Below are 24,371 nucleotides of genomic sequence, written 5' to 3'. Positions count from 1 at the left end.
TCCTCCGTATTACCTTTGTTTTGGTAATTGTTTCCATTGTCTCTGCACATCTTGTGCTCCCATTCTTCCTGTAAATCGGCAAAGCCGAAAATGTTTCAAAATATAAAATCGAATGTCTAAATTAGAAAAAACCCCCGGACTTTTCAGTGCGGGGGTTTTTTCTAATTCGTGGTTACTTTTTTCCCACTCGCCCCCGCGCAGTCTCAATAATGACTACGATAATCAGGTTAATCAGTGCGTAAATGCGAGCGTTAAATGTCATAAAGTTCGAGTTTTCTCGTTTATTGTCTTAAGTAAATGTCTACATCTCTAGTGTTATCACACAAATCTGCTGCATGACAAGGAAAATGTCATTCTTTTTTCACATTAAAACACCATTCCACCACGCTATATAACAACCTTATGGCTTTGGTGAGCAATGAATATCCAGAGTGAATACTTTTAAATCAAAGACAAAGGAAAGTTATGGGACTCGCAATAATTCATAGCCGAGCTAGTGTGGGTGTAGAGGCACCAGAAGTGACTGTGGAAGTGCATATTAGCAACGGAATGCCCGGTTTTACGCTGGTGGGTCTACCTGAAACGACGGTCAAGGAATCTAAAGATCGAGTAAGGAGTGCCATCATCAATTCTCGCTTTGAATTTCCATCGAAAAGAATCACGGTCAACCTTGCACCTGCAGATTTACCCAAAGAGGGAGGACGTTTCGATCTGCCAATTGCGCTTGGGATTTTGGTGGCGTCCGATCAGCTTCCTACATCAAAAATAGTTCAACATGAATTTATCGGTGAGTTGGCGTTGTCCGGAGAGTTGCGTTCAGTAAAGGGCGTGTTGCCAGCGACGTTAGCCGCCGATAGCGTTGAACGATGCTTAGTGGTTCCGCACCATAACGGTGATCAGGCGGCCTTAGTTGGCAAGGGAGCGCATAAATCTGCACAAACCTTGTTGGAGGTTTGCGCTGATATGTGTGGCCAGGCTCAGCTTGGTTTATATCGAACCGAGCATCATCATGTAGATGTGTCTGATAATCGTGACTTACAAGATATTATTGGCCAGCAACAAGGTAAGCGAGCACTGGAGATCGCCGCAGCGGGCAACCATAACCTGCTTTTTCTCGGCCCGCCCGGAACTGGAAAAACCATGTTGGCGTCTCGATTGCGCGATTTGTTGCCCGAAATGAGTGACGGCGAGGCGATGGAAACCGCGTCGGTAGCCTCTTTAACGCAGCAAGAGATCAATCAATACAACTGGAAGCAACGACCTTTCCGTTCCCCACACCATTCGAGTTCGATGGCAGCATTGGTCGGTGGTGGCTCGATACCTCGCCCCGGAGAGATCTCTTTGGCGCATAACGGCTTATTGTTTCTTGATGAGATGCCAGAGTTTGAGCGTAAGGTGCTTGATTCACTGCGAGAGCCACTAGAGTCGGGTGAAATCATTATCTCCCGTGTTGCGGGTAAAACTCGCTTTCCTGCTCGCTTTCAATTAGTTGGTGCACTTAACCCTAGCCCAACAGGTTATTACGAAGGCAATCAAGCGCGAGCTAATCCGCAGATCATATTGCGCTATCTCAATCGATTATCGGGGCCATTACTGGATAGGTTCGATATGTCATTAGAGATCCCTCTGTTGCCTAAAGGGATGTTAGCCGAAGGTGGTGACCGTGGTGAAACCACTCAAGTCGTTAAGCAAAGGGTTAAGCAGGCTCGCGAGTTGATGTTATCTCGAAACCATAAATCGAATGCACTGTTAGGTAGCCGAGAAATTGAAAAGTACTGCCCATTGAGGCGTGAGGATGCAGAATTTCTGGAAACGGCTCTGCATCGATTAGGTTTATCAATTCGTGCTTATCATCGAATCATCAAGGTAGCGCGAACCATTGCAGACCTAGACGGTAACGAACAGATTGAAAAGAAGCACTTATCGGAAGCGCTTGGCTACCGAGCAATGGATCGATTGTTGAAGCAACTTACGGCTCAAGCGGTGTAGTCATACCAATCGTAGTAAACAACGGGTCATTTATTTACTGTGATTGGTATAGAAACAAGAAAGCCTGCTTTTTACGTAGGCTTTCGTTGTTATGAACCAGTTGTTATGAACTAATGGTTATTAGCGATCAGTGATGCCTAACTAGAACTTGTAGTTCAGGCCGACTGAGACGATGTATTGCGACTCATCGTAGAAAGTAATGTTCGAATCGCTGACACCATAACCGGCTAGAGAAATAAACGACCAGTTTTCCCAATCCATGAATTGCTCATACTCATAGGCGGCAAAAAGGTTGATATTATCGTCGCTGCGTTTTTTATTATAGATTGGGTTACTTGCGTCGTAAGAACGTTGATTATAACCCGCTGTCAGAGCGTACTGGTGGCGGCCTATGCCACCAAATAGACTCACTTCACCACCAAACTGTTCGTAAGACTCAGCGTTACCGTCGGCATCCCTTGATTGGTAAATCAATGATGGTACTAACATCATGGTGCGATTGATTGGTTGACGGTACTGACCTTTCAGGTAGAAAGTATTGGCATCACGCTGTAATTCTTCTCTAACCCGATCATCTTCCACATCTTTGGTGGCGTAGGCCATGTCTAACGAGAAAGCAGACCCCGCAATGCTACTTAGTTTCACACGAAAGGCATTGCCTGTTTCATCCGTTTTGGTGCGACCTGAAGTGGTGTTGTACGGATCGGCCCAAGTCTCACCAGACATGACAGTCGGCAGAAGTGAAGCGTCGATGGTCATGCCTGACTCTAGTTGGTATTTATAACCCAATTCAAGCACCACAGTACCTGTTGCTACGTCATCACGAGTTGTACCTGTGTATACCTGGTGATTTAATTTTTCGCCAAAGGTGTAAGCAATACTACCCAAAGGAGCGATAAGAAATGAGCTCTCAGATGAGGCTTTCTGGTTAATGGACGAAATGGTGCTATCTGCATCGGTATTAAAGTTTGAGGTGGAAGAGGTAACCCCTGTATTAATCGATATTTCACCACTGAAACCTTGTTCGTCTGCAAGCTTGGCAAAAGCAGGAGAGGCTGCAATGCTCAGTGCCAAAAGCGTTATTTTTATTTTCATTCAAAGGCTCCTTGCCTACCAGTTCTTAGGACTGGATATTAATATCAGTAAAGCACAACGTTTTCAGGATGATTGTTTATCTATGAATATTTTTGAACTAGTGCAAAAAAGGAAGCCGAAGCTTCCTTTAATCAATACGTTACTTCTTAAGTAGGAAGTTAACGAGCTCGAAGTATTCATCGAGAGAGCTGATACCTTGAGCGTCGACTAGGTAGCGGTTGTTAACGACGACCGCAGGAACACCAGAAAGACCGCTGTCTTTGAATGCTTTGTCGAAGCGGCGAACCATAGAGTCGACTGCAAAGCCGTTGTATGCCGCATCGAATTTCTTAGCATCAACGCCTTCGTCTAGGAAGATTTGACGCAATTCTTCTTCATCGCGTGGTGGCTTGTTCATGGTGTGGATGCGGTTAAACATCACTGGCACCATTTTATCTTCAACTTTCAGGGCAATCATGGTTGCGTAAGCTTTGCTCATTGGCAGACCCATGTTGCCACCCATGAATGAAACATGGTTCTTCTGTAGCTTAGCGTTTTTTGGTAGCTGTTGTTTTAGCTGCTGGATGATTGGTTCAAAGCTATTACAGTGTGGGCAGTAGAAAGAGAAGAACTCTGTCACCATTGGTTTTTTTGATGCTTCTAGATCGAGAACTTTGTAGTGTTCACCTTCGTTAAATTTCGCAGCGTGAGCTGAAAGGCTCAACATGATCAATGAGAAAAATGCGAATAGCTTTTTCATTTATCCAATCTCCATTATGTTTGAATTTTTATCTAGTTGTGTTGCGATTGCTGTTACCACTGAGGCATTAACGAAAGTGGTGGCTCTTGCAGGGTAGCAATTTGCTCTTTACAAGCAAGTACTTGTTGCTCCCAATATTTTGGATCATTAAACCATGGGAAGGCTAGAGGAAATGCAGGATCGTTCCATCGTTTCGCCAACCATGCCATGTAATGCACCATACGTAGACCGCGTAGTGGTTCGATTAGTTTCAGTTGCGCGGTATTAAAATCGCAAAATTCTTGATAGCTCTCTAGCAGAATATCCAGTTGCATTAGCTTATCTTGACGCTCGCCGTTAAGCAGCATCCACAAATCTTGTATCGCAGGGCCGTTACGTGCGTCATCAAGATCGACGAACATTGGCCCGTCACGCCATAAGATATTGCCAGGGTGGCAGTCACCATGCAGGCGGATATTTTCAATATTGCTTGGCCACTGGCTCTCTAGCTCTTTGATCAGAAGGTCGACATCATTGAAGAACGCGTTCTCTAGGTGTGTCGGGATAAACTGAGAGTTCTCTAGAATTTTACGTGGTTGATAAAGGTATTCGTCTAAGCTGATGGTCGGGCGATGCTGGAATGTTCTTCCTGCGCTGGCTTTATGAATACGCCCAAGAAAACGTCCAACGCCTTCCAATTGGTCTAGATTGTCGACTTCGTACTGTCTGCCACCAACACTTTCAAATAAGGCAAATAGGTAGCCTTGATATTCATGTAAGGTTGCGCCATTGATTCGCATTGGAGGTGCAACTGGCATCTCTTGTTCGATAAGCTCGAGTGCGAAGTCATGCTCTTCTTGGATCTGTGCTTTGTTCCAGCGCTGCGGACGATAAAACTTAACGACGTAGCGTTTACGGTCTTCATCGGTGAATTGATACACTCGATTTTCGTAACTGTTGAGAGCGAGAAGCCCGGATTCAGCACGGACTCCAATACTCTCCAGTGCGTACCACATGAAGTCAGGAGTCAGGTTATCAAAGTTAAAGGCTTGCATCGTCATAGAATAAAAAAGGCTCATTACTGAGCCTTTTTCCATTTATTGGGTTGTTATACCTAGCACTAAGGTGACTGGTATCAGAGCTTTTTGATAAAGCGGCTTTCGACTTTCATCGTAAACTCTTCATTATCCGAGAGTATAAACTGAATTGTCGAAACTGGTGAGCTCAGTTTTTCTGGATCGACGCCCAAACTGATAGGAAGGTTTAAAACCTCACCTGGGTCTACGGTAATCGTTTGTTTACCGTACCAGATAGAATCCGGCAGCCCGCTGACATCAAGTTTGTACTCTTGCTCTTGCTGAGTCTTGTTGATGACTTTTAAGTTGTAAGTATTTTCGACAAGCCCTTGGCTATTGATTCTAAATAGTTGGTTTCTATCGCGCAGAACGCTTAAGCCTGCAGGATCAACACTCGCGATTTGTGCGAAAAACAGCCCCAACATAACGATCAGTATTACGCCATAGCCCAAGAGCTTAGGACGCATCACCTTGGTTGAGTGCCCCTCAAGCCTATGTTCGGTGGTGTAGTTGATCAGACCTTTCTCATAACCCATACGTTCCATGGTGTTGTCACAAGCATCAATACACGCGCCACAGTTAATACACTCGTATTGCAGACCGTCACGAATATCGATACCCGTTGGGCACACTTGAACGCATAAATTACAGTCAATACAGTCGCCTAGACCAAGTTCTTTTGGATCGGCTTTACGAGAGCGAGGGCCGCGGCTTTCACCTCGTTCAGTGTCGTAACCCACGATGAAGGTATCTTTATCGAACATTGCCGATTGGAAACGCGCGTAAGGACACATGTGCAGACAAACAATAGAACGCATCCATCCGGCATTCGCATAAGTACACCCAGCAAAGAACAATACCCAAAACACTGGCCAGAAAGTCGAGTTAAAGGTAAAGAAGCCAACCACCAGCTCTTTGATTGGGATGAAATAACCGACAAAGGTTAAGCCCGTCGCAATCGCAATCGCCCACCACGCGATGTGCTTGATAGTTTTTCTGAGAATTAAATTGCTCGTCAGTTTGCCTGAGTCTTGTTTTCTTCGCTTATTGGCAGCACCTTCCAGTTTCTCTTCGAACCAGATGTACATGAAGGTCCAGACGGTTTGCGGGCATAAATAACCACACCAGACTCGCCCTAAGAAGGTGGTTATGAAGAACAAGCCAAACGCCGCAATCATGAAGAGGATAGCGAGTAGCGTTAGATCTTGTGGGTATAGCGTGGTGCCAAAGAAGTTGAACTGCTGGCTACCTATATCGAGCAAGATCGCTTGTCGTTCACCAAATGGGATCCATGGGATAAGCGCAAAAAGTAAAAGTAAGAACCAACCTCCGTAACGACGAAGTTGTTGGAATTTACCTTTGCTTTCTCGAACATAGATTCGGTTACTTGGGTTAAATCGATCTCCATTACCTTTATGTGTTTTTGGGTTAAAGGTTTTAGGAGTCACATCTTTGATATCGATTTTATCCTGACTCATGGACTATCCTTTTTGTGGCTTGTTTGCCCGGTTAACTCGAGCATGACGACATTACTTGAAAGTATGGTTTAGAGAACCTGTAGAAATTGAGCTTGGTGCATTTGTTGGTATCGCACTCACTCTTATTATTTTAGAAGATTCTTATGGATGGCGATTATAGCGACAATCTTGTTCTCATTTCTTTAACGCTATCAACCTTTAACAACAAAAGTCATAACAGTTGTGACGAAAAAATAGCGAACAGAAACAAAAAAGCGACCGAGTGGTCGCTTTTAAACATTGAGTGTTTTATCTATACGGCAATTGAGCCCTAAATAAATAGGCGACTAAAGAAGGCCACGCGCTTTTAGAATTGCGGTTTTGAAATCATCTTCTTGGTCTTTTTTAAGGCCTGGGATCATTTCATCTTTTTCGCTATTACGCATTTTTAGATGGTAGATAAGAACATCGTCAGTTAGCTCTTCAAGCTTACCTTGGTAGCCCGCTTCTTTTGATAGCTTAATGATGAACTCTAATAGGTTAAGCTCTTGATCTTTCTGCCACTCAGGCTCCATCAGTTCAAGCAGTTCTTCAATGCGGTGGCACTTCATACTTTATTTCTCCACAAATTTTATAATGATTTGTGGCTAAGGTATCAAATCGGGTAGGGAATACCAATGTGTAAACACATTTCAAGATGGGAGCGGGCAAGAAAAAAGCGCAGTAAAAACTGCGCTTTTTGTTAAGCGGCTTTAATTACTTTTGTTGCAGTCGGTGCTAATAAAGCAGCCTTCTCAACGAGAGTCATTGTAGGAGCCAATTTCTTAGCCGTTGGAGCAGCAACAAAGCCACTACGACGACGCATCGCACTACGGTTGGTGTGCGAGAACCTGACAGCTGTTGGGCGCATTAATTTACCTAACGGTCAGGCATATCCATTGCCAATCTAATGGCCTGATTTATCATGAGCTCCGCCTCAATTGCTTGAAGAGTCACTCGTCTGGCTTTCGCCAATCCGAAAAATAAATCAGGATAATGATATGCATGCATATCAAGGGTTAGATTATCACTATCTAAGTTATCGATCGACGCCTGAGTGATAATTAAACGATATTAGAGCTAAAATAGTGTGAGCAGTATATTTGAGTTTGAACCTCTTTCAGGCTTAAGATGATGCTTTAAAGGAGGTGCATATGTCGTTCTTAAAGAAAACGTTAGCAAGTTTTGGAATTGGATCTGCCAAGGTGGATTCTGTATTGCAACAGGAAGTGCTTTATCCAGGTAAGAAGGCGAGCATTATTGTACATGTCTACGGAGGCGCTCAGCCGCAGGAGATCGATAACATTGATCTCAACTTATGCTGTCGCTACGTCAAAGAAGTTACCGCGAACTCGCAAGGGCAAGAGGGCGGTCATAAACGCCGAATGCACCAGACATACTCGCTGGCAAAATGGAGCTTGCCGTATGCCTTTGTGATTCAACCGGGTGAAACCCGTGACTTTGAATGTGAGTTTGATGTGCCACTGAACACACCGGTTACGATTGGTGATTCAAAGGTATGGCTGGAAACCGGGTTGGATATTGCGATGGCGATTGACCCATCGGATAAAGACACCTTAACGGTTCGTCCCGACCCACTGCTCGATGGTATTTTTGACGAGCTTGAAGCTCAAGGCCTGCGTATTCGTCAAGTGGAATGTGAAGCGGTCAAAGGCTTTGAACTGCCGTTTGTACAAGAGTTTGAGTTTGTGCCGACGACGGGTCCTTATCATGGCCGTTGGCGTGAATTGGAAGTGGTGGCTCATCGTGATGAAACAGAGCTGAAGTTGTGGTTCGAGATTGATAGAAATCGCGATGGTGCAAAAGGCATGTTAGCTAGCTTGCTAGGCGTTGGTAAGCTACAGCGTCAATTGAGTGTGCCACTGGATACCTCACCACAAGATGCTGGCAAGATGGTACTTGAATATCTAGATAACGCCTCTTAGTTCCTATAATCCTTTATTTAACTCTTTGGTTATTTAGTTTTGGATCTTTTAGCCTCATTTCATATTTCAGGCGTTATTAGTGTCATAAAAGGTGTCATAAAAATTTAAGCTTACACGTGTAAGCTTAATGTGCAATACTGGGTCAATCGAACATTTACTCTAGTAGGATATTCATGTCTGCATCATCAGCCAGCGAATACAGTGACATCGAAGAACGCGCTAATGCAATAACCCATGGCTTGGGCGTTGTGCTCGGCGTGGTTGGTCTGATCTTGCTGCTTATTCGTGCGTTTGATTACCAAGCCGACATGCTAACTGTTGCTAGTATGGCGGTGTATGGCAGCAGTATTATTCTGCTCTTTATCGCCTCCACGTTATACCACTCGATCACCACTGAGAAAACCAAGCGCTTACTCAAAACCCTTGACCACTGTGCGATTTATTTGTTGATTGCAGGCAGTTACACGCCGTTTCTCTTAGTGGGCTTAAGAACCCCATTGGCTATGGGTTTGATGGCGGTGATCTGGGGGATTGCGCTGGTGGGCATCATCATGAAGATAGCCTTCGTTTATCGATTCAAGCGTTTATCGCTGTTCATTTACCTAGCGATGGGTTGGCTATCTTTGATAGTTGTTTATCAATTAGCGATGAATATCGATATAGGTGGTTTGGTGTTACTGGCAGTTGGCGGAGTGATTTACTCGCTGGGTGTGATTTTCTATGTGGCAAAACGCATCCCTTATAACCATGCCATCTGGCACTTGTTTGTATTGGCGGGCTGCGCTTGCCATTTCTTCGCTATCTATCTGTTTGTGACACCAGTTTAGTTTTGATTGAACCGGTATGCCCCTAACGGGTAGAAACGTCAGTGATCTCCACGTCTATTTTATATTCAGGATACTTATCAACATCGATCGCTAAGTATTTACCTTCTGCCGAAGTTTGTGGTCGAAGGTAGGTATCAGCAAGGCGCTTAATGGATTGCCAAGTGTTGATACTGCCTTGATGCAGCAGTTCACCCGTTGGTGAGTAGACTGTGATATTTAGCGTAACTAGCACAACGGCTTCTGTGCTTTGGTTAGTGACTGAAATAGGTAAGATTAGCTGTTCATTCTCGTAGAGTCCTGCCCCAATCAAAACGTCCACACCTGATTTGGAAAGCTGCAAGCTTGGCTTGGTGTCTCCAATCTTGATTGTGGTACCGCGTGTGTTTTTGGCTACAGGAATACTCGTCAATGCTGACTCTGCATTCGATGATGCGTTACTCACATACTGCCAAGTAAAATCGTCTTTTAGTAACACTTGCTTACCATCAGACAATGTGACCATTTGATCAGCAAAGGCAGAACTTGCGAATACTGAGTTTGCGAGCAATGCGCTAGCGAGAAGTACGTATGATTTCATCTGTGTTTCCTTAAATATTCGCGGAATTAGCGTCGCCAAAAGGCTGGGAAAAATAGAACAATGAGCGTCAGTATCTCGAGTCGTCCCATTAGCATGCCTAAACTTAGCAACCATTTAGCGGCGTCTGGCAGTGGAGCAAAATTCCCGGTTGGACCGATCACGCTGCCCATACCAGGACCAACGTTGGCAACGGCTGTGATAGCGCCAGATATACTGGTCACGGGATCAAGCCCCATTGCGCTCAAGCCACCTGCAATTAAGATAATCGTAATAAAGAACATCAAACCAAATGCGACCAGTGAACGCACAATGTCGTCATTTACGGGTCTTTGGTTATAGCGTTGAACAAACACACCCGACGGGTGGATCAGTTTCATCATTTGCTTATGAAGCATGGTCATCGCAATCTGGAAACGGAAGATTTTAATACCGCCAGAGGTTGAACCCGAGCAAGCTCCCGCCATCATTAGGAATGCAAACAAGGTGGTTGGCAGTGCACCCCAGGCGGTGAAGTCTTCTAGGCCAAAACCGGTTGTGGTGACGACTGATACGATGTTGAACATCGAAACACGCATCGCATCCATAACAGTGTAGCCATCTCTAACCACCAACCATGTTGATATTACGGCGCTGGTGACCAAGAACAGGTACGTGAAACCTCTCACTTGCGCGTCTTTGTAGAGGATTGAGAGTTTTCGGCCTCGCAGTGCGCTAACAAACAGTAAGAACGGCAGGCCGCCAAGGAACATGAACAGGGTTCCCACCCAGTGAGCACTGTTGGAGAAGTGGTTCATCGATCCATCTGAGGTTGAGTACCCCCCCGTCGACAGTGTTGTGAACGCGTGATTGATCGCGTCAAAGATGCCCATGCCTGCAAACAAATAGCTAATGATGCATAAACCAGTCAGAACCAGATAAACCGCCACGATGTTCTTCGCGACGGTTTTTGCTCGTGGGCTGCTTTTATCTGACCAGTCGGATGATTCGGTTTGGAACAGGCGCATACCACCGACGTTGAGCATTGGTAGAACCGCTACGGCCATAACGATGAAGCCGATGCCACCTAACCATTGCAGTATTGAACGCCACAACAGAATGCTTGGTGCCATGCTGTCTAAGCCGCTTAATACGGTTGAACCCGTCGTGGTGATGCCAGACATGGTTTCGAAGTAGGCGTCCGTAAAGCTGATGTGGTTGATGAAGACAAACGGCAGTGCAGCAAAGGCACTGGCAATGGTCCAAACCAAAGAGGTGATCAGGAACATGTCCCGCACCCCAAGTCGGAACTTAGCTGAACGGCCTAAACTCAAGCAGATAAACGCCACTATGTGCGTGATTACTACCGATTGACCAAACTCGAGGAAGCCACCGGTGCCTGTGAAAAAGGCAACCAATGTAGGGATGTACATGAAAAGGGCGAGTTTTGATAACACTAACCCTATCACTAATAATATCGGACGAAAGTTGACCATAGCTTAATAGACCATAGCTTAAATAGATTACAGCTTTGAGCCGGAGCGTCGCTCTCACAAGAAGAAAGCTGCGAGAAGAAGCTTACGAGAACAAGGCTATAAGAAGAACGGGCTCGGTTGGAATAGAGACTCAACATCAGGTACGTATTTCTTGTCCACTAGGAACATCACTACGTGGTCATCTTGTTCGATTACGGTTCTATCGTGCGCGATAAGTACCTCTTCTCCGCGAACAATAGCACCAATAGTCGTGCCCGGTGGCAGTTTTATGTCGCCAATTGCTCGGCCAACGACTTTCGATGTGGTTTCGTCACCGTGAGCAATCGCTTCGATCGCCTCTGCAGCGCCGCGACGTAGAGATGATACGTTTACGATATCAGCACGACGAACGTGAGTAAGCAGCGCAGAAATGGTCGCTTGCTGTGGAGAGATAGCAATATCAATCACGCCACCCTGAACAAGGTCGACATAAGCGCCACGCTGAATCAGCACCATTACTTTTTTGGCACCCATTCGCTTCGCCAGCATCGCTGACATGATGTTGGTTTCATCTTCATTGGTTAGGGCAATGAACACATCCACTTGATCGATGTTCTCTTCGGTTAGCAGTTCTTGATCGGCTGCATCACCACAGAATACGATGGTGTTTTCTAACTCTTCAGATAGCTTCTCGGCGCGAGTGTAGCTGCGCTCGATAAGCTTGATGCTGTAGCTCTGTTCAAGGCGTTTTGCCAAGCTTGCACCAATGTTACCACCGCCAACAATCATGATGCGACGATACGGTTTCTCTAGACGCTGAAGCTCACTCATTACTGAGCGGATATGGTTACTTGCTGCCACAAAGAAAACCTCATCATCGGCTTCAATGATGGTAGTACCTTGTGGGCGAATAGGGCGACCTTGACGGAAGATAGCGGCAACACGAGTATCAATGTGCGGCATGTGCTCACGCAAAGCAGACAGTGCGTTACCGACCAGTGGCCCACCGTAGTAGGCTTTTACCGCGACTAGGCTAACTTTCTGTTCAGCAAAGCTCACAACCTGCAATGCACCTGGATATTGAATCAGGCGCTCGATGTAGCTGGTGACGAGTTCTTCTGGGGCAATCAAATGATCGACCGGAATCGCCCCTGATTTGAAGAGTGCTTCTTTCTCTTCTAAATACTGTGGAGAGCGGATACGGGCAATACGGTTTGGTGTGTTAAACAGAGAAAAGGCAACCTGACATGCGGCCATGTTGGTTTCATCCATGTTGGTTACGGCAACCAACATGTCGGCATCTTGCGCGCCCGCTTCACGTAGTGTGTTCGGGTGGCTGGCATAACCGTTTACAACTCTAAGGTCGTATTTGTCCTGAAGTTCACGAAGTCGGTCGGCATTACGGTCGACAATCGTGATGTCATTGTTTTCACCCACTAGGTTTTCAGCAAGGGTACCGCCAACTTGTCCAGCACCTAGAATAATGATCTTCATAGCCTTTCTCTTATTTTTTGCCGTTGTAATTCTAGTGATCTCTTTTCGCTTTGATAATGCACTAGAAAGAAACAGCGGCTAAGAAATAAATTCTTAGCCGCTGTTAGTTGTTATGCCTGTTTTACTAGAACTGCGTAGTAGAAGCCATCCATATCTTCTTCACCAGGTAGTATTTGACGACCCGGTTTTTCGATATCAGACCCAACTAGCGTTGCGTTCTCGGTGCGCTCTAAGAATGCTTTCACTTGCAGCACGTTTTCTTGCGGCGTGATAGAACATGTCGCATAAACCATGGTGCCGCCTTCTTTTAGCTGGCGCCACATTGCATCCAAAATCTCACTTTGTAGCTCTGCTAGTGCATCAATATCAGATGCACGGCGTAGCCACTTAATGTCAGGGTGACGGCGAATTACACCGGTTGCTGAACATGGAGCATCAAGTAGGATGCGGTCAAACTGACTGCCAGTCCACCATTCTTCAGGGTAGCGAGCATCACCACAGATTACGTCGGCACGTAGTTGTAGGCGTTCAAGGTTATCGTAAACACGGTCTAGGCGTTTAATATCACTGTCGATTGCAACCACTTCAGTGTCTTGAGTATGTTCAAGAATGTGTGCAGTCTTACCGCCAGGTGCTGCGCAGCAGTCTAGGATTAACTCACCATCTTTTGGTGTTAGGAAATCAACGGAAAGCTGAGCTGCAGCGTCTTGTACTGATACCCAGCCTCGGTCGAAACCAGGAAGCAAAGTAACATCACAAGGTGACGCTAATTTTATGGCATCAGCCGCTTCAGGGTGCAGTGTGTATTCAAGGTTTTCGTTTTTAAGCAGTTCAACATACTCGTCACGAGTGTGGTGTTGGCGGTTTACGCGTAGCCACATTGGTGCCTTGCTGTTGTTTGCTTCAACTAGTTGCTCCCACTGATCTGGGTAGCTTTCTTGAAGCATTTTTAGGATCCAGCTTGGATGGCTGTATTTGCCCGCATTGTGGCTAACGGCTTTCTCATCTAGCTCTTCTTGATCGCGCAGGTAGCTGCGAAGCACTGCGTTGATCAAACCACTCAGGCTTGGGCCGCGCAGTGTTTTGGTTGCTTCAACTGTTTCAGCAACGGCAGCATGCGAAGGAATGCGCATAAAGCTCAACTGGTAAATGCCTACTAAGATCAGGTGGTGGAATACGCGCTTTTTACCTTTAAGCGAGTTTTCCATCAGTTCGTTAGCGATTGACTCCAAGCGAGGCAGGTAACGAAGTGCGCCGTAGCAAATCTCTTGCAGTAGAGCATGGTCTCGCGGACGGATCGTTTTTTGAGCCGCAGGGAGAGCGTGTGAAAGAGAGTGGCCTTTATCGACAACTTGGAATAGGACATTTGCAGCAGCAGCGCGAACATTCATGAGGGGTACCGAATATTTATTTGAATACATGAGGGCATCTCTGCCCTCGTAAAGGTTTTCTAAACTGTGTTTTTACAAGCTACACGTTTTTAAGTGCCTATTGAGTAGCTTTAAAGCGGTTAAGAGAGTTGAGTACCAACTTCAAACCAGCTTGCACGTGAGTTCAAGATGTCTTGAACTGACATGGCTTTTTTACCTGGAACTTGCAGCTGTTCAAGAACAAGTACGCCTTGTCCTGTCGCTACGTAGATACCAGTTTTATCCGCTTGCAGAATGGTACCTGCAGGCTTATCAGAAGTTTGCTCTGCCACACGGCTTTGCCATACTTTAATGCTGTTCTCAGCAGCTTCAAAGTGGCTCATTGGCCATGGGTTGAAGGCACGAACGCAGCGCTCAATATGCGCAGCTTCATCACTCCAGTTGATACGCGCTTCTTCTTTGCTTAGCTTCTTCGCGTAGTTCGCAAGCTCATCGTCTTGCTTTTCTGCAACTGCTTTGCCAGAAGCTATGTCCGCTAGACATTCAACAAGCGCATCAGGGCCAAGGCCCGCTAACTTCTCGTACATTGATGCGCTAGTATCTGTCGCTTCGATAGGCAGCGTTGCGATGCTTAGCATGTCGCCAGTATCTAGGCCGATATCCATTTGCATGATCGTTACGCCTGTCTCTTTATCACCCGCCCAAATAGAGCGTTGAATCGGAGCTGCACCACGCCAGCGCGGTAGGATAGAGCCATGTACGTTGATACAACCTAAGCGAGGCGTATCTAATACAACCTGCGGAAGCAATAAGCCGTAAGCGACAACAACCATGATGTCAGCGTTCAATTCAGCTAGCTCTTGCTTAGCCTCATCTGACTTGAAGTTTTCTGGTTGGTAAACCGGAATATTGTTTTCAAGTGCGATGTTTTTTACTGGGCTCGCAGTGAGTTTTTTACCGCGGCCTGCTGGACGATCTGGCTGTGTGTAAACAGCAATAACTTCATGCTCCGAAGACAACAACGCCGCCAAATGACGGGCGGCGAAATCCGGAGTACCTGCGAAGACAATTCTTAAAGATTGACTCAAGGTAGACTTCCTTCTTAATTTAGTAATAGCAGCGGTTATTAACCTTGTTTCTCGTTGAAACGTTTAATCTTCGCTAGCTTATCTTGAATACGTTTGCGCTTTAGTGGCGATAGGTAATCAACAAACAACTTGCCTTCTAGGTGGTCAAGTTCGTGCTGAACACAGATAGCCAGAAGGTCGTCAGCGTCGAATGTGAATTCGTTGCCTTCACGGTCTAATGCTTTAACCGTTACTTCTGCAGCGCGAGGGACTAGAGCTCGAGCGCCTGGTACAGATAGACAGCCTTCTTCGATACCATCTTCGCCACGTTTGTCGGTAATTTCAGGGTTGATCAGAACCATAGGCTCGTCACGTGTTTCTGAAATATCGATAACAACGATGCGCTGGTGGAAATCTACTTGCGTTGCAGCAAGGCCGATACCTTCTTCGTCGTACATGGTTTCAATCATGTCATCAACGAACTTTTGAATCTCTGGGGTAACTTCTTTTACCGGTTTCGCCACGGTACGTAGACGATCATCTGGTAATGTTAATACTTGTAATACAGACATATACACTCGAAATATTGAACTGTGCCGAAACAGCTTAAACCTTGTTGGCTCAATTCTAGACATTTTAGAGGTCAAATGACAGCATCCTGAAGTTAATTCTCTAATCAGATGTCATATATTCAGACCAAGGAACCTAGGTCATGCGTCATTTTTCTCCCACTTTTTCTCTTATTTGTGCCTCGCTTTCGTTCGCCGTTATGGCTGAAAATAGTGAGCAACCTTTAACCATTAAACAAGGCGCACCCGAGGCGTATGTGGTGGTGAAGGGCGATACTTTGTGGGATATCTCCGCGATGTATCTTGATAGTCCATGGCTGTGGCCGAGGTTGTGGCAGGTCAATCCTGAGATAGAAAACCCTCACCTTATTTACCCCGGAGATAAATTGTCTCTGGTTTGGGTTAATGGTGAGCCTGTATTGAGCCTCAAACCCGTCATCAAGCTAAGCCCTAAGATTCGTGTATCAGAGAAGAAAGCAGTACCTACCGTGAATGAGGCGCTTGTTCTACCGTATCTACAATCTGATCGTTTGGTTGAGCAACAAGATATCCAATCTGCTCAACGAGTGTTGGGGACAAGTGATGGCAAACGTTTCTTATCGGGTGAAGACCGACTATTTATCTCGGGTAACCAGCAACATCAAAAATGGGGTATTTACCGTTCTGTCGAAACTTACCAACGACAGCAACCTCAAGCTAGTATGACTTCTTTGCGTTTGGTCGCCACGGCGCGCCTGAAAGAGGTGGATGCTGAGTTCAGTAGTTTGCAAATAGAGACTCAGCTGCAAGAGGTACTGCTCAACGACCTCGTGTTACCAGAACTTGGCGTTGATCAGGTGAAGCTCTCAACCACGTTTTATCCTGCGCCTAGTGCTGCGGGTCAGTTTGCTAATATCTTGGGTTCGTTAGATGGCAGCCAATACAGTGCAAAGAATCAGGTCGTGGTTATTAACAAAGGCTCGCAAGACAATCTTCGCCAAGGCTCTATGTTTACGCTCAGCGAAAGCGGTGCGGTGGTGTTTGGTAAGCAAGGCGAATACAGCTATAAAGAGTCGGCGGCGAGCGATAAGGTGCAATTGCCAAGTACCTCACTTGGTAGTTTGATGGTCATTCGTCCTTATGAGTATTTTAGCTTGGCTTTGATCACTCAGAGCTCTAAGCCTGTTAGCAATGACATTCTGGCGGTATCGCCTTTGGATCTTGCTTTGACGGAAGAGCTTAAGGGCACCGAGTGAATGAGCAACAACTGAGCGCTTGGCTAACTTTAAGTTTTGTACCGCAATTGGGTGGCAAGCGACTTTCTCGACTGCTGAGCATTGATTCTCCTTTTAATATTGTTGGCTACTCAAGCCAGCAACTGCAAGCACTTGGTTTGTCTGCCAAGCAAATTTCCTATCTAAGAGAGCAAGCCCCGAGAGAAGTGGAGGCTTGCTTAGCGTGGCAAACAAGGCAGCCCAACCATCACATCATTACCCCTAGCTGCCCACACTACCCTAAACTGCTGAACGAGACAGACTCTGCGCCAAGCGTTCTATTCGTTAAAGGTCACGTTGAAAAATTGATTGAGCCTCAAATCGCAATGGTTGGCAGTCGTAATGCCAGTCTCGAAGGACTACAGACAGCGAAGTCCTTCGCCAAAGAGTTTGTACAAAACGGTTTGATTGTCACTAGTGGCTTAGCGTTGGGTATTGACGGCTATGCTCATGATGGTGCTCTAGATAAAGGAGGGGAAACTTTTGCTGTATTGGGTTCTGGTTTGGATTCCATTTACCCTGCGCGGCACAGAAACCTGGCTGATAGGATTTGTGAAAATGGTGCGCTGATTTCAGAGTTTCGCCCAAGCGCAAAGCCACGACCTGAACATTTCCCTCGCCGTAACCGTATTATAAGTGGGTTGTCGCTCGGAACTTTGGTGGTTGAGGCAGCTGAAAAGAGTGGCTCTTTGATTACAGCTCGCTATGCCATGGAGCAAGGTCGAGAGGTGTTTGCGCTGCCAGGCTCTATTCATAGTCCAACCAGCCGTGGCGGCAATAGCTTAATTAAAGCTGGTGCATGTTTGGTGCAAAATGCTCAAGATGTTCTGATCGAAATAAAGAGTCTGTTAGACTGGTCTATAGATCAGCAGCCCAGTTTGTTCGAGCCTACGTCGAATGAGGGTGAAAATGAACAATTGCCATTTCCACAGCTGTTAGCTAACGTAGGATTAGAGGCGACACCCGTTGATATTTTGGCACAGAGAACCCATATACCTGTGCATGAGGTCATGATGCAGCTTTTAGAGCTTGAGCTCTCAGGGCATGTTGTTGCAGTTTCCGGTGGCTATATTCGAAAGGGGAGAGGCTAAGCTATGATGATGGACATACTGATGTACTTGTTTGAAACCTACATCCATAGCGATTCTGAATTGCAGGTGGATCAAGATGAGCTGGAAGATGAACTTCTTCGAGCAGGGTTTCACCAAGATGATATTTATAAGGCCCTCCATTGGTTAGAAGATCTTGCTGCATTGCAAGATACCGAGAACCAAGCGGCGATTAGTGTGTGTTCCAATACCTCGATGCGTATTTATACCAGTCGAGAGATTTCACGTATTAATATGGAGTGTCGAGGCTTCTTATTGTTCCTTGAGCAGATCAACGTGCTTACGACAGAGATTCGTGAAATGGTGATTGATCGTGTGATGGGGCTTGAGACAAACGAATTTGAATTGGATGATCTGAAATGGATTATCTTAATGGTGCTATTTAATGTACCGGGTAATGAAAGTGCTTACACGCAAATGGAAGAGCTGTTGTACACCAAAGAGCAAGGTATCTTGCATTAATACAGGCTTGTCATGAGTAGTAAGATTGATAATCAGCTTTTTTCAGCACATGAACATGCATTAGAGCATGAACCATGTCCACAGTGCGGTGGAGAGCTTCAGCTTCGCCATGGTAAGCACGGCCCATTTTTAGGCTGTAAGCAGTATCCGAGCTGTGATTACATCAAGCCGTTGCATCAAAATGATGGCCACGTGGTGAAAGAGTTGGGTGTACCGTGCCCTAAATGCCAAAACGAATTGGTATTAAGGCAAGGCCGCTTTGGGATGTTCATTGGCTGTAGCAGTTACCCAACGTGTAATCACATCGAATCTTTGGACCAACCAAAAGAACAACTTGAAGAGCAGCCACTTGTTGCTTGCCCTGAGTGTGGCAGAGGCCATTTGGTTGAGCGTAAATCTCGCTATGGCAAAACCTTCTATGCTTGTGATAACTACCCAAAGTGTAAGTTCGCAGTTAACCAACCGCCGGTTATCGGTCGTTGTGAAGAGTGCCAGTTCCCGTTGTTACTTGAGAAGAAAACAGCCAGTGGTACCAAGAAGCAATGCGCTGATCGCAAGTGTCACCACATTCAATCTCAATAACCTGATGTTATAGACAAAAAAACGGCGCTCACTGAGCGCCGTTTCTATATCCAATAAACGTTCTATATTCATCAAGCAATGTAGACTTACTTCATCTGCTCAGCAAATTCATGCACAGCAGGGTAGGCTTGCTTATCGAGAATGTCTGCCAGTGAGCATAACGCTCTTTGCAGCTCTGCGTTGTAGTCAGCGCTCACGTTAATGTGGCCCATCTTACGACCTGCACGCTTCTCTTTACCATACCAATGAACATGACAGCCACCTTGAGCAAGAATTGCTTCAGGTAGGGTATCTTCGCCAAGGATGTTGATCATTGCGGTTGGGCGAATCAGTTTGGTGCTGCCTAGTGGCATCCCACATACGGCACGTAGGTGGTTCTCAAACTGACAAGTTTCAGCGCCTTGCTGCGTCCAGTGGCCAGAGTTATGAACACGTGGTGCAATCTCGTTAACCAGCAGTGAACCTTGAACATCAAAGAACTCTAGCGCGAGCACACCAACGTAATCTAAGCGTTCAGCAATGGCAGTGAACATGGTTTTCGCTTGCTCTTGCAGTTCAATGTCATCAATCGCTGTCGATAAGCTCAACACGCCATCGGTGTGAACATTTTCAGCCAGTGGGTACACTTGAATCTCACCATTGGCGCCACGAGCACCCACCAGTGATACTTCGCGGTCAAACGGGACAAACTCTTCAGCAACAATGGCTTGGTTGTCTGTTGCTGCGATGCACTCAGCCATTTCTGTCCAAGTCGCGTCAACGTTATCTAATGTCTTTAAGCGCCATTGACCTTTGCCATCGTAGCCGCCAAGTGTGCTCTTCAATACCATTGGTAAGCCAACGTGAGCGATCGCAGCGTCAAAGTCTTCGCGAGAGTTAATCACGTAGTACTTAGCATTTTTCACGCTTGCTTCGTCTAACAGGATTTTTTCAAGGCGACGGTCACCGCCAGCTTTGATTGCTTCTGTTGTCGGTAAGAACTTACCGCTGCGCTCACATACCTCAAGAACATCGTGAGGGATATGTTCGAATTCAGCAGTAATGACGTCCGCACGCTCAATCGCATTGTCTAAGCCGTTGCCTAGAATCGCTTGCGTTAATGGATGAACAATATTTTTGCTGCCAACATCAAAAGCAGAAATTTCAATATTCAGCGGTGCCCCAGCTAGGGACATCATGCGAGCAAGTTGGCCCGCGCCTAACACAAGAACATGCATGGGAATTAGTCCTCTGCAGGGTTTGGATTAGCAAGAACCGTTTCTGTTTGCTCAGAGCGGAACGCTTCTACTTTCGCCATCACTTCTTCATTGTGTGTACCAATGATTTGAGCGGCTAGGATGCCTGCATTGGCTGCGCCAGCTTCACCGATAGCCAGAGTACCTACCGCGATACCTTTTGGCATTTGTACGATAGAAAGCAGTGAGTCCATGCCTTTCAGTGCTTTAGACTGAACAGGAACACCTAAAACAGGTACGCTTGTGAAAGCTGCAGCCATGCCCGGAAGATGCGCAGCACCGCCAGCACCAGCAATAATCACTTTAATACCGCGCTCTTTCGCACTGGTTGCGTAGTCAGCAAGCAACTGAGGTGTGCGGTGAGCAGAAACCACTTTTGTTTCGTACGCCACGCCAAACTGATCCAACATTTCTGCAGCTAGCTTCATTGTTGGCCAATCAGATTTAGAACCCATGATAATACCGACAGTCATCTCAAACTCCTTCAGGTACGATTTAATTAGTGATTAGATATTTTGCGCGCATTATACGGGTAAAATTGCTCAAGGAAAACGTTTGCGTCAGTCTAAGTTGTTAATTGATACATTTTATAAACAAATAGCTTTAGTCACAGTGAATGATAATTTGTACACTTAGCGAGTTCGATAACAGAATTAATGAGGCAACCCTTGGATAACTTTCAACATACTTTGCAGGCATTACAACAAGGTGAAGTCATTGCTTACCCGACAGAAGGCGTTTTTGGGGTCGGTTGTGATCCCGATAATCCACAAGCCATTAAGAAACTGCTCGACTTAAAACAACGACCGATGGAAAAAGGGTTGATCCTAATTGCTGCAAGTTACGAGCAGTTGTTGCCTTATATTGACGAAAGCCAACTAACCGATGACCAATTAGCGACGGTTAAAGCGACATGGCCAGGTCCGGTCACTTGGATTATGCCAACCAGCAGTAAAGTTACTGACTGGGTAAGCGGTCAATTTGATTCGATCGCGGTACGAGTGACTGATCACCCTTTGGTTCAAAGAATGTGTAATGAATTCGGTAAGCCGTTAACCTCGACCAGTGCTAACCTGACAGGTGAACCACCTTGTATGACGACTGAAGAAGTTCAACAGCAACTGGGTCAACATTTGGTGGCTATTCTCGAAGGTCAAACGGGTGGTCGTGAGAAGCCAAGCGAAATTAGAGATGCAAAAACCTCGAAAATATTAAGACAGGGTTAAACCCTGCAAAGGAAGAAAGATGTCAGCAATTGATAAAGAAGCAGTAAAACAGTTTTTACTGAGCCTACAAGATTCGATTTGCCAACAGCTTGAGCAAGCTGATGGCACAGCACTGTTTGAAGAAGATGCATGGGAGCGTGAACCTGGCGAACGCCTTGGTGGCGGTGGTCGAACTCGCGTGATGACCAACGGTGCGGTCTTTGAGCAAGGTGGTGTTAACTTTTCTCACGTTGCAGGTAAGGCAATGCCAGCTTCAGCAACCGCTCACCGCCCTGAATTAGCCGGACGTAAGTTTGAAGCTATGGGGGTGTCGTTAGTTATCCATCCTAAAAACCCATACATCCCAACCTCACACGCCAACGTACGATTCTTTATTGCCGAAAAGGAAGGGGAAGACCCTATCTGGTGGTTCGGTGGTGGTTTTGATTTAACACCATTCTATCCTTTTGATGAAGATTGCCAGTCTTGGCATCAAACCGCTAAAGATCTTTGTGCGCCGTTTGGTGATGATGCCTATCAAGAACATAAAGAGTGGTGTGATAAATACTTCTATCTGCCTCACCGAGACGAAACACGCGGTGTTGGTGGTCTGTTCTTTGATGATCTGAATGAGTGGGGTTTCGATAAGAGCTTTGCTTATATGCAGGCTGTCGGTGAAGGCTTTGCAGTCGCCTATCTACCAATTGTAGAACGACGAAAGGAGACGTCTTACGGTGAGCGCGAGCGTGACTTCCAACTTTATCGTCGTGGTCGCTATGTTGAATTTAACCTAGTTTACGACCGTGGCACCTTATTTGGTCTGCAAAGCGGTGGTCGCACAGAGTCTATATTGATGTCTATGCCGCCGTTGGCTCGTTGGGAATATCGCTATGAACCACAAGCAGGCTCACCAGAAGCTCTGCTTTATAGTGACTACCTAAAACCTCGAGTTTGGTAGTTCTTCCTTCCTTATAGGGATAGTGATAGGGTCATCTATATAGATGACCCTTTTTATTATTTCTGTTAGGTAAGGATATGACACAGCAAGTAGATCGTTATGCCGTTTTCGGTAATCCTATTGGGCAAAGCAAATCGCCATTCATTCATACACTATTTGCTCGCCAAACCAGCCAACAACTTACCTATACAGCACTCCAGCCAGAACAAGGTGAATTCATCACTGCTGCTCAAGCTTTTTTTAGTGACGGTGGTAGAGGGTGTAATGTCACAGCGCCATTTAAAGAAGATGCTTATCAGTTCGCTAATCGCCTGACTGAAAGAGCTGAACTAGCAGGTGCTGTAAACACACTTAAGAAGCTCGATGATGGAGAGATCATTGGTGATAACACCGATGGTGAGGGTTTAGTTCAAGACCTTCTTCAACATCAAGTTATGCTCGAAGGGGCTCGCGTTCTTCTGCTTGGCGCTGGTGGTGCTGCTCGAGGAGTGATTCAACCTCTTCTCGACCAAAAGCCACAACAGTTGGTAGTCGCTAATCGAACCAGTTCAAAGGCTGAACTTCTGGCCGAGATGTTTTCTTCACATGGAAACATCAAAGGAATGGGGTTAAGCGATGTTAATGAAGGGTTTGATGTCATCATTAACTCGACCTCGTCTGGTCTAAGTGGCCAACTTCCTGAAGTTTCTGAGATTATCTTCAATTCGAATAGCGCCGTTTATGACATGGTTTACGGATCGGGCACCACGGTATTCAATCAGTGGGCATTAGATAATGGTGTTCATGCTGCTTATGATGGCTTGGGTATGTTAGTGGGGCAGGCAGCAGAGAGCTTTATGCTTTGGCGTGGCCTTCGTCCGGGAACAAAACAGATTTTAAGAGAACTACGTAAAAACCTAGAGATGTAATGAGGTATTTATAAAAAATGAATCAATCAATTCTATTTCCTGATATCCAAGATTGGGATGAAGAAAATCAATCAATCATCTTTCCAGCACAGCAGTCTGGCGCACTGATTGAGTGTGTTATGTCTATTGAAGAGCTGTCTCGATTGGCAGGTAAAGATATAGAAGAAGGCGATCAAGCTTTAGTTATCTTTTCAGAGTTACGTTTCGATATTGAAGAGCTAGCGGAAGAGTTAATAGAAGAAGAGGAGTATGACTCCTCTCATCGGATTCAGATCAAAGCGTTTTAGACTGGTAACACAGAGTCTAGATAGTCGTTTTTATTCTGAACATAGTTGTCAGCTGACTTCTGTAAAAAGGCACGCTCTTTATCATTTAATGGGCGTGCTTGTTTTACTGGACTTCCGACATATAGATAACCGCTTTCAAGTACCTTATTAGGCGGAACCAAGCTACCAGCACCAATCATCACATCTTCTTTAATAACCACGCCATCGAGCACGATAGCTCCCATACCAACAAGTACACGATCTTCAATGGTGCAGCCATGCAGCATTACTTTATGCCCGACAGTGACATCATTACCTATTAGTAGAGGATAACCCTCTGGGTTTTCTGCATTCTTATGGGTGACGTGCAAAACGCTACCGTCTTGGATATTCGTTCTATCTCCAATATGAATGTGGTTTACATCCCCTCGAGCTGCAACCAAAGGCCACACACTAGAGTCGTCACCGATTTTTATATCACCAACCAGTACAGAGCTTGTATCTATATAGACACCTTGTCCAATCTGAGGGGATACTCCTTTATAACTGCGTATTGAACTCATAAATCCTCCTTTATATAGGTACCTTAAGCCCTTAATTAAGGGGAATACTAGTGAAAATGGGGTGTTTTGAACAAAAAACGCTCGAACAATCAAAAAGGTAAGAAAAACTTCAAAAAGGGCTTGCCAGTGTGATCGAAATCTCTATAATGCCACCT

The 24,371-nt window shown here is 45.8% G+C and carries 26 protein-coding genes; 11 read left to right on the top strand and 15 right to left on the bottom strand.

Annotation, left to right across the window (positions count from 1 at the left end; all coding sequences use genetic code 11):
• Window positions 1–465: 465 nt before the first annotated feature.
• Window positions 466–1,989 carry a YifB family Mg chelatase-like AAA ATPase gene (locus AB6D80_RS04735; RefSeq protein ID WP_135445424.1) on the top strand — a complete coding sequence of 508 codons (1,524 nt, stop codon included), beginning with the start codon at window positions 466–468 and terminating at the stop codon, window positions 1,987–1,989.
• Between the two features lie 141 nt (window positions 1,990–2,130).
• On the opposite strand, the gene AB6D80_RS04730 is transcribed toward AB6D80_RS04735, so the two are convergent.
• From AB6D80_RS04730 to AB6D80_RS04705, 6 genes are all read right to left on the bottom strand, one after another.
• Window positions 2,131–3,084: a DUF2860 domain-containing protein gene (locus AB6D80_RS04730; RefSeq protein ID WP_371702033.1), complete on the bottom strand. Its 954-nt coding sequence runs from the start codon at window positions 3,082–3,084 to the stop codon at window positions 2,131–2,133.
• A gap of 139 nt (window positions 3,085–3,223) precedes the next feature.
• Window positions 3,224–3,823 carry a thiol:disulfide interchange protein DsbA/DsbL gene (locus AB6D80_RS04725; protein WP_371702035.1) on the bottom strand — a complete coding sequence of 200 codons (600 nt, stop codon included), beginning with the start codon at window positions 3,821–3,823 and terminating at the stop codon, window positions 3,224–3,226.
• Between the two features lie 53 nt (window positions 3,824–3,876).
• On the bottom strand, window positions 3,877–4,863 hold the full coding sequence (locus tag AB6D80_RS04720; RefSeq protein ID WP_009848107.1) for a serine/threonine protein kinase: 987 nt from the start codon (window positions 4,861–4,863) through the stop codon (window positions 3,877–3,879).
• 74 nt (window positions 4,864–4,937) lie between these two features.
• On the bottom strand, window positions 4,938–6,356 hold the full coding sequence (gene ccoG, locus AB6D80_RS04715; protein ID WP_017098109.1) for a cytochrome c oxidase accessory protein CcoG: 1,419 nt from the start codon (window positions 6,354–6,356) through the stop codon (window positions 4,938–4,940).
• A 326-nt stretch (window positions 6,357–6,682) separates the two neighbouring features.
• Window positions 6,683–6,946, bottom strand: coding sequence for a YihD family protein (locus tag AB6D80_RS04710; protein WP_009848104.1), 264 nt, complete (start codon window positions 6,944–6,946; stop codon window positions 6,683–6,685).
• A 131-nt stretch (window positions 6,947–7,077) separates the two neighbouring features.
• Entirely contained in the window at window positions 7,078–7,245 is a 168-nt protein-coding gene (locus tag AB6D80_RS04705) for a hypothetical protein (protein ID WP_009848103.1), read from the bottom strand.
• Between the two features lie 283 nt (window positions 7,246–7,528).
• On the opposite strand from AB6D80_RS04705, the gene AB6D80_RS04700 reads away from it, so the two are divergent.
• Complete coding sequence (locus AB6D80_RS04700; RefSeq protein ID WP_371702037.1) at window positions 7,529–8,320, top strand: sporulation protein; 792 nt, start codon at window positions 7,529–7,531, stop codon at window positions 8,318–8,320.
• A gap of 173 nt (window positions 8,321–8,493) precedes the next feature.
• Complete coding sequence (locus AB6D80_RS04695; protein WP_009848101.1) at window positions 8,494–9,147, top strand: hemolysin III family protein; 654 nt, start codon at window positions 8,494–8,496, stop codon at window positions 9,145–9,147.
• A 22-nt stretch (window positions 9,148–9,169) separates the two neighbouring features.
• Here the strand turns inward: AB6D80_RS04695 and AB6D80_RS04690 are convergent, their stop codons facing one another.
• From AB6D80_RS04690 to def, 6 genes are all read right to left on the bottom strand, one after another.
• A complete protein-coding gene (locus tag AB6D80_RS04690) occupies window positions 9,170–9,724 on the bottom strand; it encodes a DUF3157 family protein (protein WP_371702039.1) in 555 nt (184 codons plus the stop codon).
• A 26-nt stretch (window positions 9,725–9,750) separates the two neighbouring features.
• Complete coding sequence (locus tag AB6D80_RS04685) at window positions 9,751–11,196, bottom strand: TrkH family potassium uptake protein (RefSeq protein ID WP_017077319.1); 1,446 nt, start codon at window positions 11,194–11,196, stop codon at window positions 9,751–9,753.
• Between the two features lie 96 nt (window positions 11,197–11,292).
• Window positions 11,293–12,669 (bottom strand): Trk system potassium transporter TrkA, encoded by a 1,377-nt coding sequence (trkA, locus tag AB6D80_RS04680; protein ID WP_004735766.1) that lies wholly within the window; start codon window positions 12,667–12,669, stop codon window positions 11,293–11,295.
• A gap of 110 nt (window positions 12,670–12,779) precedes the next feature.
• On the bottom strand, window positions 12,780–14,060 hold the full coding sequence (rsmB, locus tag AB6D80_RS04675) for a 16S rRNA (cytosine(967)-C(5))-methyltransferase RsmB (protein WP_372187889.1): 1,281 nt from the start codon (window positions 14,058–14,060) through the stop codon (window positions 12,780–12,782).
• A 119-nt stretch (window positions 14,061–14,179) separates the two neighbouring features.
• On the bottom strand, window positions 14,180–15,127 hold the full coding sequence (gene fmt, locus AB6D80_RS04670) for a methionyl-tRNA formyltransferase (protein ID WP_372187887.1): 948 nt from the start codon (window positions 15,125–15,127) through the stop codon (window positions 14,180–14,182).
• Between the two features lie 38 nt (window positions 15,128–15,165).
• Window positions 15,166–15,678 (bottom strand): peptide deformylase, encoded by a 513-nt coding sequence (def, locus tag AB6D80_RS04665; protein ID WP_004735769.1) that lies wholly within the window; start codon window positions 15,676–15,678, stop codon window positions 15,166–15,168.
• A gap of 140 nt (window positions 15,679–15,818) precedes the next feature.
• On the opposite strand from def, the gene AB6D80_RS04660 reads away from it, so the two are divergent.
• From AB6D80_RS04660 to AB6D80_RS04645, 4 genes are read left to right on the top strand one after another with little or no spacing between them, the layout of a single operon-like run.
• Complete coding sequence (locus tag AB6D80_RS04660; RefSeq protein ID WP_372187886.1) at window positions 15,819–16,910, top strand: LysM peptidoglycan-binding domain-containing protein; 1,092 nt, start codon at window positions 15,819–15,821, stop codon at window positions 16,908–16,910.
• Window positions 16,907–18,019, top strand: coding sequence for a DNA-processing protein DprA (dprA, locus tag AB6D80_RS04655; protein ID WP_372187884.1), 1,113 nt, complete (start codon window positions 16,907–16,909; stop codon window positions 18,017–18,019). Before AB6D80_RS04660 ends, dprA begins: the two co-directional genes overlap by 4 nt.
• Before the next feature lie 3 nt (window positions 18,020–18,022).
• Window positions 18,023–18,499 (top strand): DUF494 family protein, encoded by a 477-nt coding sequence (locus AB6D80_RS04650; RefSeq protein ID WP_009848094.1) that lies wholly within the window; start codon window positions 18,023–18,025, stop codon window positions 18,497–18,499.
• Window positions 18,500–18,511: 12 nt separating this feature from the next.
• Window positions 18,512–19,081, top strand: a complete 570-nt coding sequence (locus AB6D80_RS04645) for a type I DNA topoisomerase (protein ID WP_081230711.1) — start codon at window positions 18,512–18,514, stop codon at window positions 19,079–19,081.
• Window positions 19,082–19,167: 86 nt separating this feature from the next.
• Here AB6D80_RS04645 and AB6D80_RS04640 read toward each other — a convergent pair whose 3' ends face one another.
• Window positions 19,168–20,298 carry a 5-(carboxyamino)imidazole ribonucleotide synthase gene (locus AB6D80_RS04640; protein WP_017098118.1) on the bottom strand — a complete coding sequence of 377 codons (1,131 nt, stop codon included), beginning with the start codon at window positions 20,296–20,298 and terminating at the stop codon, window positions 19,168–19,170.
• A 5-nt stretch (window positions 20,299–20,303) separates the two neighbouring features.
• Complete coding sequence (gene purE, locus AB6D80_RS04635; RefSeq protein WP_004735777.1) at window positions 20,304–20,789, bottom strand: 5-(carboxyamino)imidazole ribonucleotide mutase; 486 nt, start codon at window positions 20,787–20,789, stop codon at window positions 20,304–20,306.
• A gap of 195 nt (window positions 20,790–20,984) precedes the next feature.
• Between purE and AB6D80_RS04630 the strand changes: the two genes are divergently transcribed.
• From AB6D80_RS04630 to AB6D80_RS04615, 4 genes are all read left to right on the top strand, one after another.
• Window positions 20,985–21,542, top strand: a complete 558-nt coding sequence (locus AB6D80_RS04630; RefSeq protein WP_029222950.1) for an L-threonylcarbamoyladenylate synthase — start codon at window positions 20,985–20,987, stop codon at window positions 21,540–21,542.
• Between the two features lie 19 nt (window positions 21,543–21,561).
• Window positions 21,562–22,479: an oxygen-dependent coproporphyrinogen oxidase gene (gene hemF, locus AB6D80_RS04625; RefSeq protein WP_372187882.1), complete on the top strand. Its 918-nt coding sequence runs from the start codon at window positions 21,562–21,564 to the stop codon at window positions 22,477–22,479.
• Between the two features lie 77 nt (window positions 22,480–22,556).
• Entirely contained in the window at window positions 22,557–23,387 is an 831-nt protein-coding gene (gene aroE / locus AB6D80_RS04620; protein ID WP_371702041.1) for a shikimate dehydrogenase, read from the top strand.
• A 17-nt stretch (window positions 23,388–23,404) separates the two neighbouring features.
• Entirely contained in the window at window positions 23,405–23,674 is a 270-nt protein-coding gene (locus AB6D80_RS04615) for a DUF1488 domain-containing protein (RefSeq protein WP_017099693.1), read from the top strand.
• On the opposite strand, the gene AB6D80_RS04610 is transcribed toward AB6D80_RS04615, so the two are convergent.
• Entirely contained in the window at window positions 23,671–24,216 is a 546-nt protein-coding gene (locus AB6D80_RS04610) for a gamma carbonic anhydrase family protein (RefSeq protein WP_017099694.1), read from the bottom strand. The genes AB6D80_RS04615 and AB6D80_RS04610 overlap by 4 nt on opposite strands.
• Window positions 24,217–24,371 lie beyond the last annotated feature (155 nt).

The organism is Vibrio sp. 10N.247.310.17 (genome assembly GCF_041466605.1).
In the GTDB taxonomy this organism is placed as follows: domain Bacteria; phylum Pseudomonadota; class Gammaproteobacteria; order Enterobacterales; family Vibrionaceae; genus Vibrio; species Vibrio tasmaniensis_A.
Note: the sequence above shows the minus strand (reverse complement) of the source record. Positions and strands in the feature narration are given on the sequence as shown.

What these genes read in the sequence shown, in the direction of transcription:
- AB6D80_RS04735 (WP_135445424.1), top strand. Translation starts at nt 466, where the DNA reads ATGGGACTCGCAATAATTCATAGCCGAGCTAGTGTGGGTGTAGAGGCA.
- AB6D80_RS04730 (WP_371702033.1), bottom strand. Translation starts at nt 3,084, where the DNA reads ATGAAAATAAAAATAACGCTTTTGGCACTGAGCATTGCAGCCTCTCCT.
- AB6D80_RS04725 (WP_371702035.1), bottom strand. Translation starts at nt 3,823, where the DNA reads ATGAAAAAGCTATTCGCATTTTTCTCATTGATCATGTTGAGCCTTTCA.
- AB6D80_RS04720 (WP_009848107.1), bottom strand. Translation starts at nt 4,863, where the DNA reads ATGACGATGCAAGCCTTTAACTTTGATAACCTGACTCCTGACTTCATG.
- ccoG (WP_017098109.1), bottom strand. Translation starts at nt 6,356, where the DNA reads ATGAGTCAGGATAAAATCGATATCAAAGATGTGACTCCTAAAACCTTT.
- AB6D80_RS04710 (WP_009848104.1), bottom strand. Translation starts at nt 6,946, where the DNA reads ATGAAGTGCCACCGCATTGAAGAACTGCTTGAACTGATGGAGCCTGAG.
- AB6D80_RS04705 (WP_009848103.1), bottom strand. Translation starts at nt 7,245, where the DNA reads ATGCGCCCAACAGCTGTCAGGTTCTCGCACACCAACCGTAGTGCGATG.
- AB6D80_RS04700 (WP_371702037.1), top strand. Translation starts at nt 7,529, where the DNA reads ATGTCGTTCTTAAAGAAAACGTTAGCAAGTTTTGGAATTGGATCTGCC.
- AB6D80_RS04695 (WP_009848101.1), top strand. Translation starts at nt 8,494, where the DNA reads ATGTCTGCATCATCAGCCAGCGAATACAGTGACATCGAAGAACGCGCT.
- AB6D80_RS04690 (WP_371702039.1), bottom strand. Translation starts at nt 9,724, where the DNA reads ATGAAATCATACGTACTTCTCGCTAGCGCATTGCTCGCAAACTCAGTA.
- AB6D80_RS04685 (WP_017077319.1), bottom strand. Translation starts at nt 11,196, where the DNA reads ATGGTCAACTTTCGTCCGATATTATTAGTGATAGGGTTAGTGTTATCA.
- trkA (WP_004735766.1), bottom strand. Translation starts at nt 12,669, where the DNA reads ATGAAGATCATTATTCTAGGTGCTGGACAAGTTGGCGGTACCCTTGCT.
- rsmB (WP_372187889.1), bottom strand. Translation starts at nt 14,060, where the DNA reads ATGAATGTTCGCGCTGCTGCTGCAAATGTCCTATTCCAAGTTGTCGAT.
- def (WP_004735769.1), bottom strand. Translation starts at nt 15,678, where the DNA reads ATGTCTGTATTACAAGTATTAACATTACCAGATGATCGTCTACGTACC.
- AB6D80_RS04660 (WP_372187886.1), top strand. Translation starts at nt 15,819, where the DNA reads ATGCGTCATTTTTCTCCCACTTTTTCTCTTATTTGTGCCTCGCTTTCG.
- AB6D80_RS04650 (WP_009848094.1), top strand. Translation starts at nt 18,023, where the DNA reads ATGATGATGGACATACTGATGTACTTGTTTGAAACCTACATCCATAGC.
- AB6D80_RS04645 (WP_081230711.1), top strand. Translation starts at nt 18,512, where the DNA reads ATGAGTAGTAAGATTGATAATCAGCTTTTTTCAGCACATGAACATGCA.
- AB6D80_RS04640 (WP_017098118.1), bottom strand. Translation starts at nt 20,298, where the DNA reads ATGCATGTTCTTGTGTTAGGCGCGGGCCAACTTGCTCGCATGATGTCC.
- purE (WP_004735777.1), bottom strand. Translation starts at nt 20,789, where the DNA reads ATGACTGTCGGTATTATCATGGGTTCTAAATCTGATTGGCCAACAATG.
- hemF (WP_372187882.1), top strand. Translation starts at nt 21,562, where the DNA reads ATGTCAGCAATTGATAAAGAAGCAGTAAAACAGTTTTTACTGAGCCTA.
- aroE (WP_371702041.1), top strand. Translation starts at nt 22,557, where the DNA reads ATGACACAGCAAGTAGATCGTTATGCCGTTTTCGGTAATCCTATTGGG.
- AB6D80_RS04615 (WP_017099693.1), top strand. Translation starts at nt 23,405, where the DNA reads ATGAATCAATCAATTCTATTTCCTGATATCCAAGATTGGGATGAAGAA.
- AB6D80_RS04610 (WP_017099694.1), bottom strand. Translation starts at nt 24,216, where the DNA reads ATGAGTTCAATACGCAGTTATAAAGGAGTATCCCCTCAGATTGGACAA.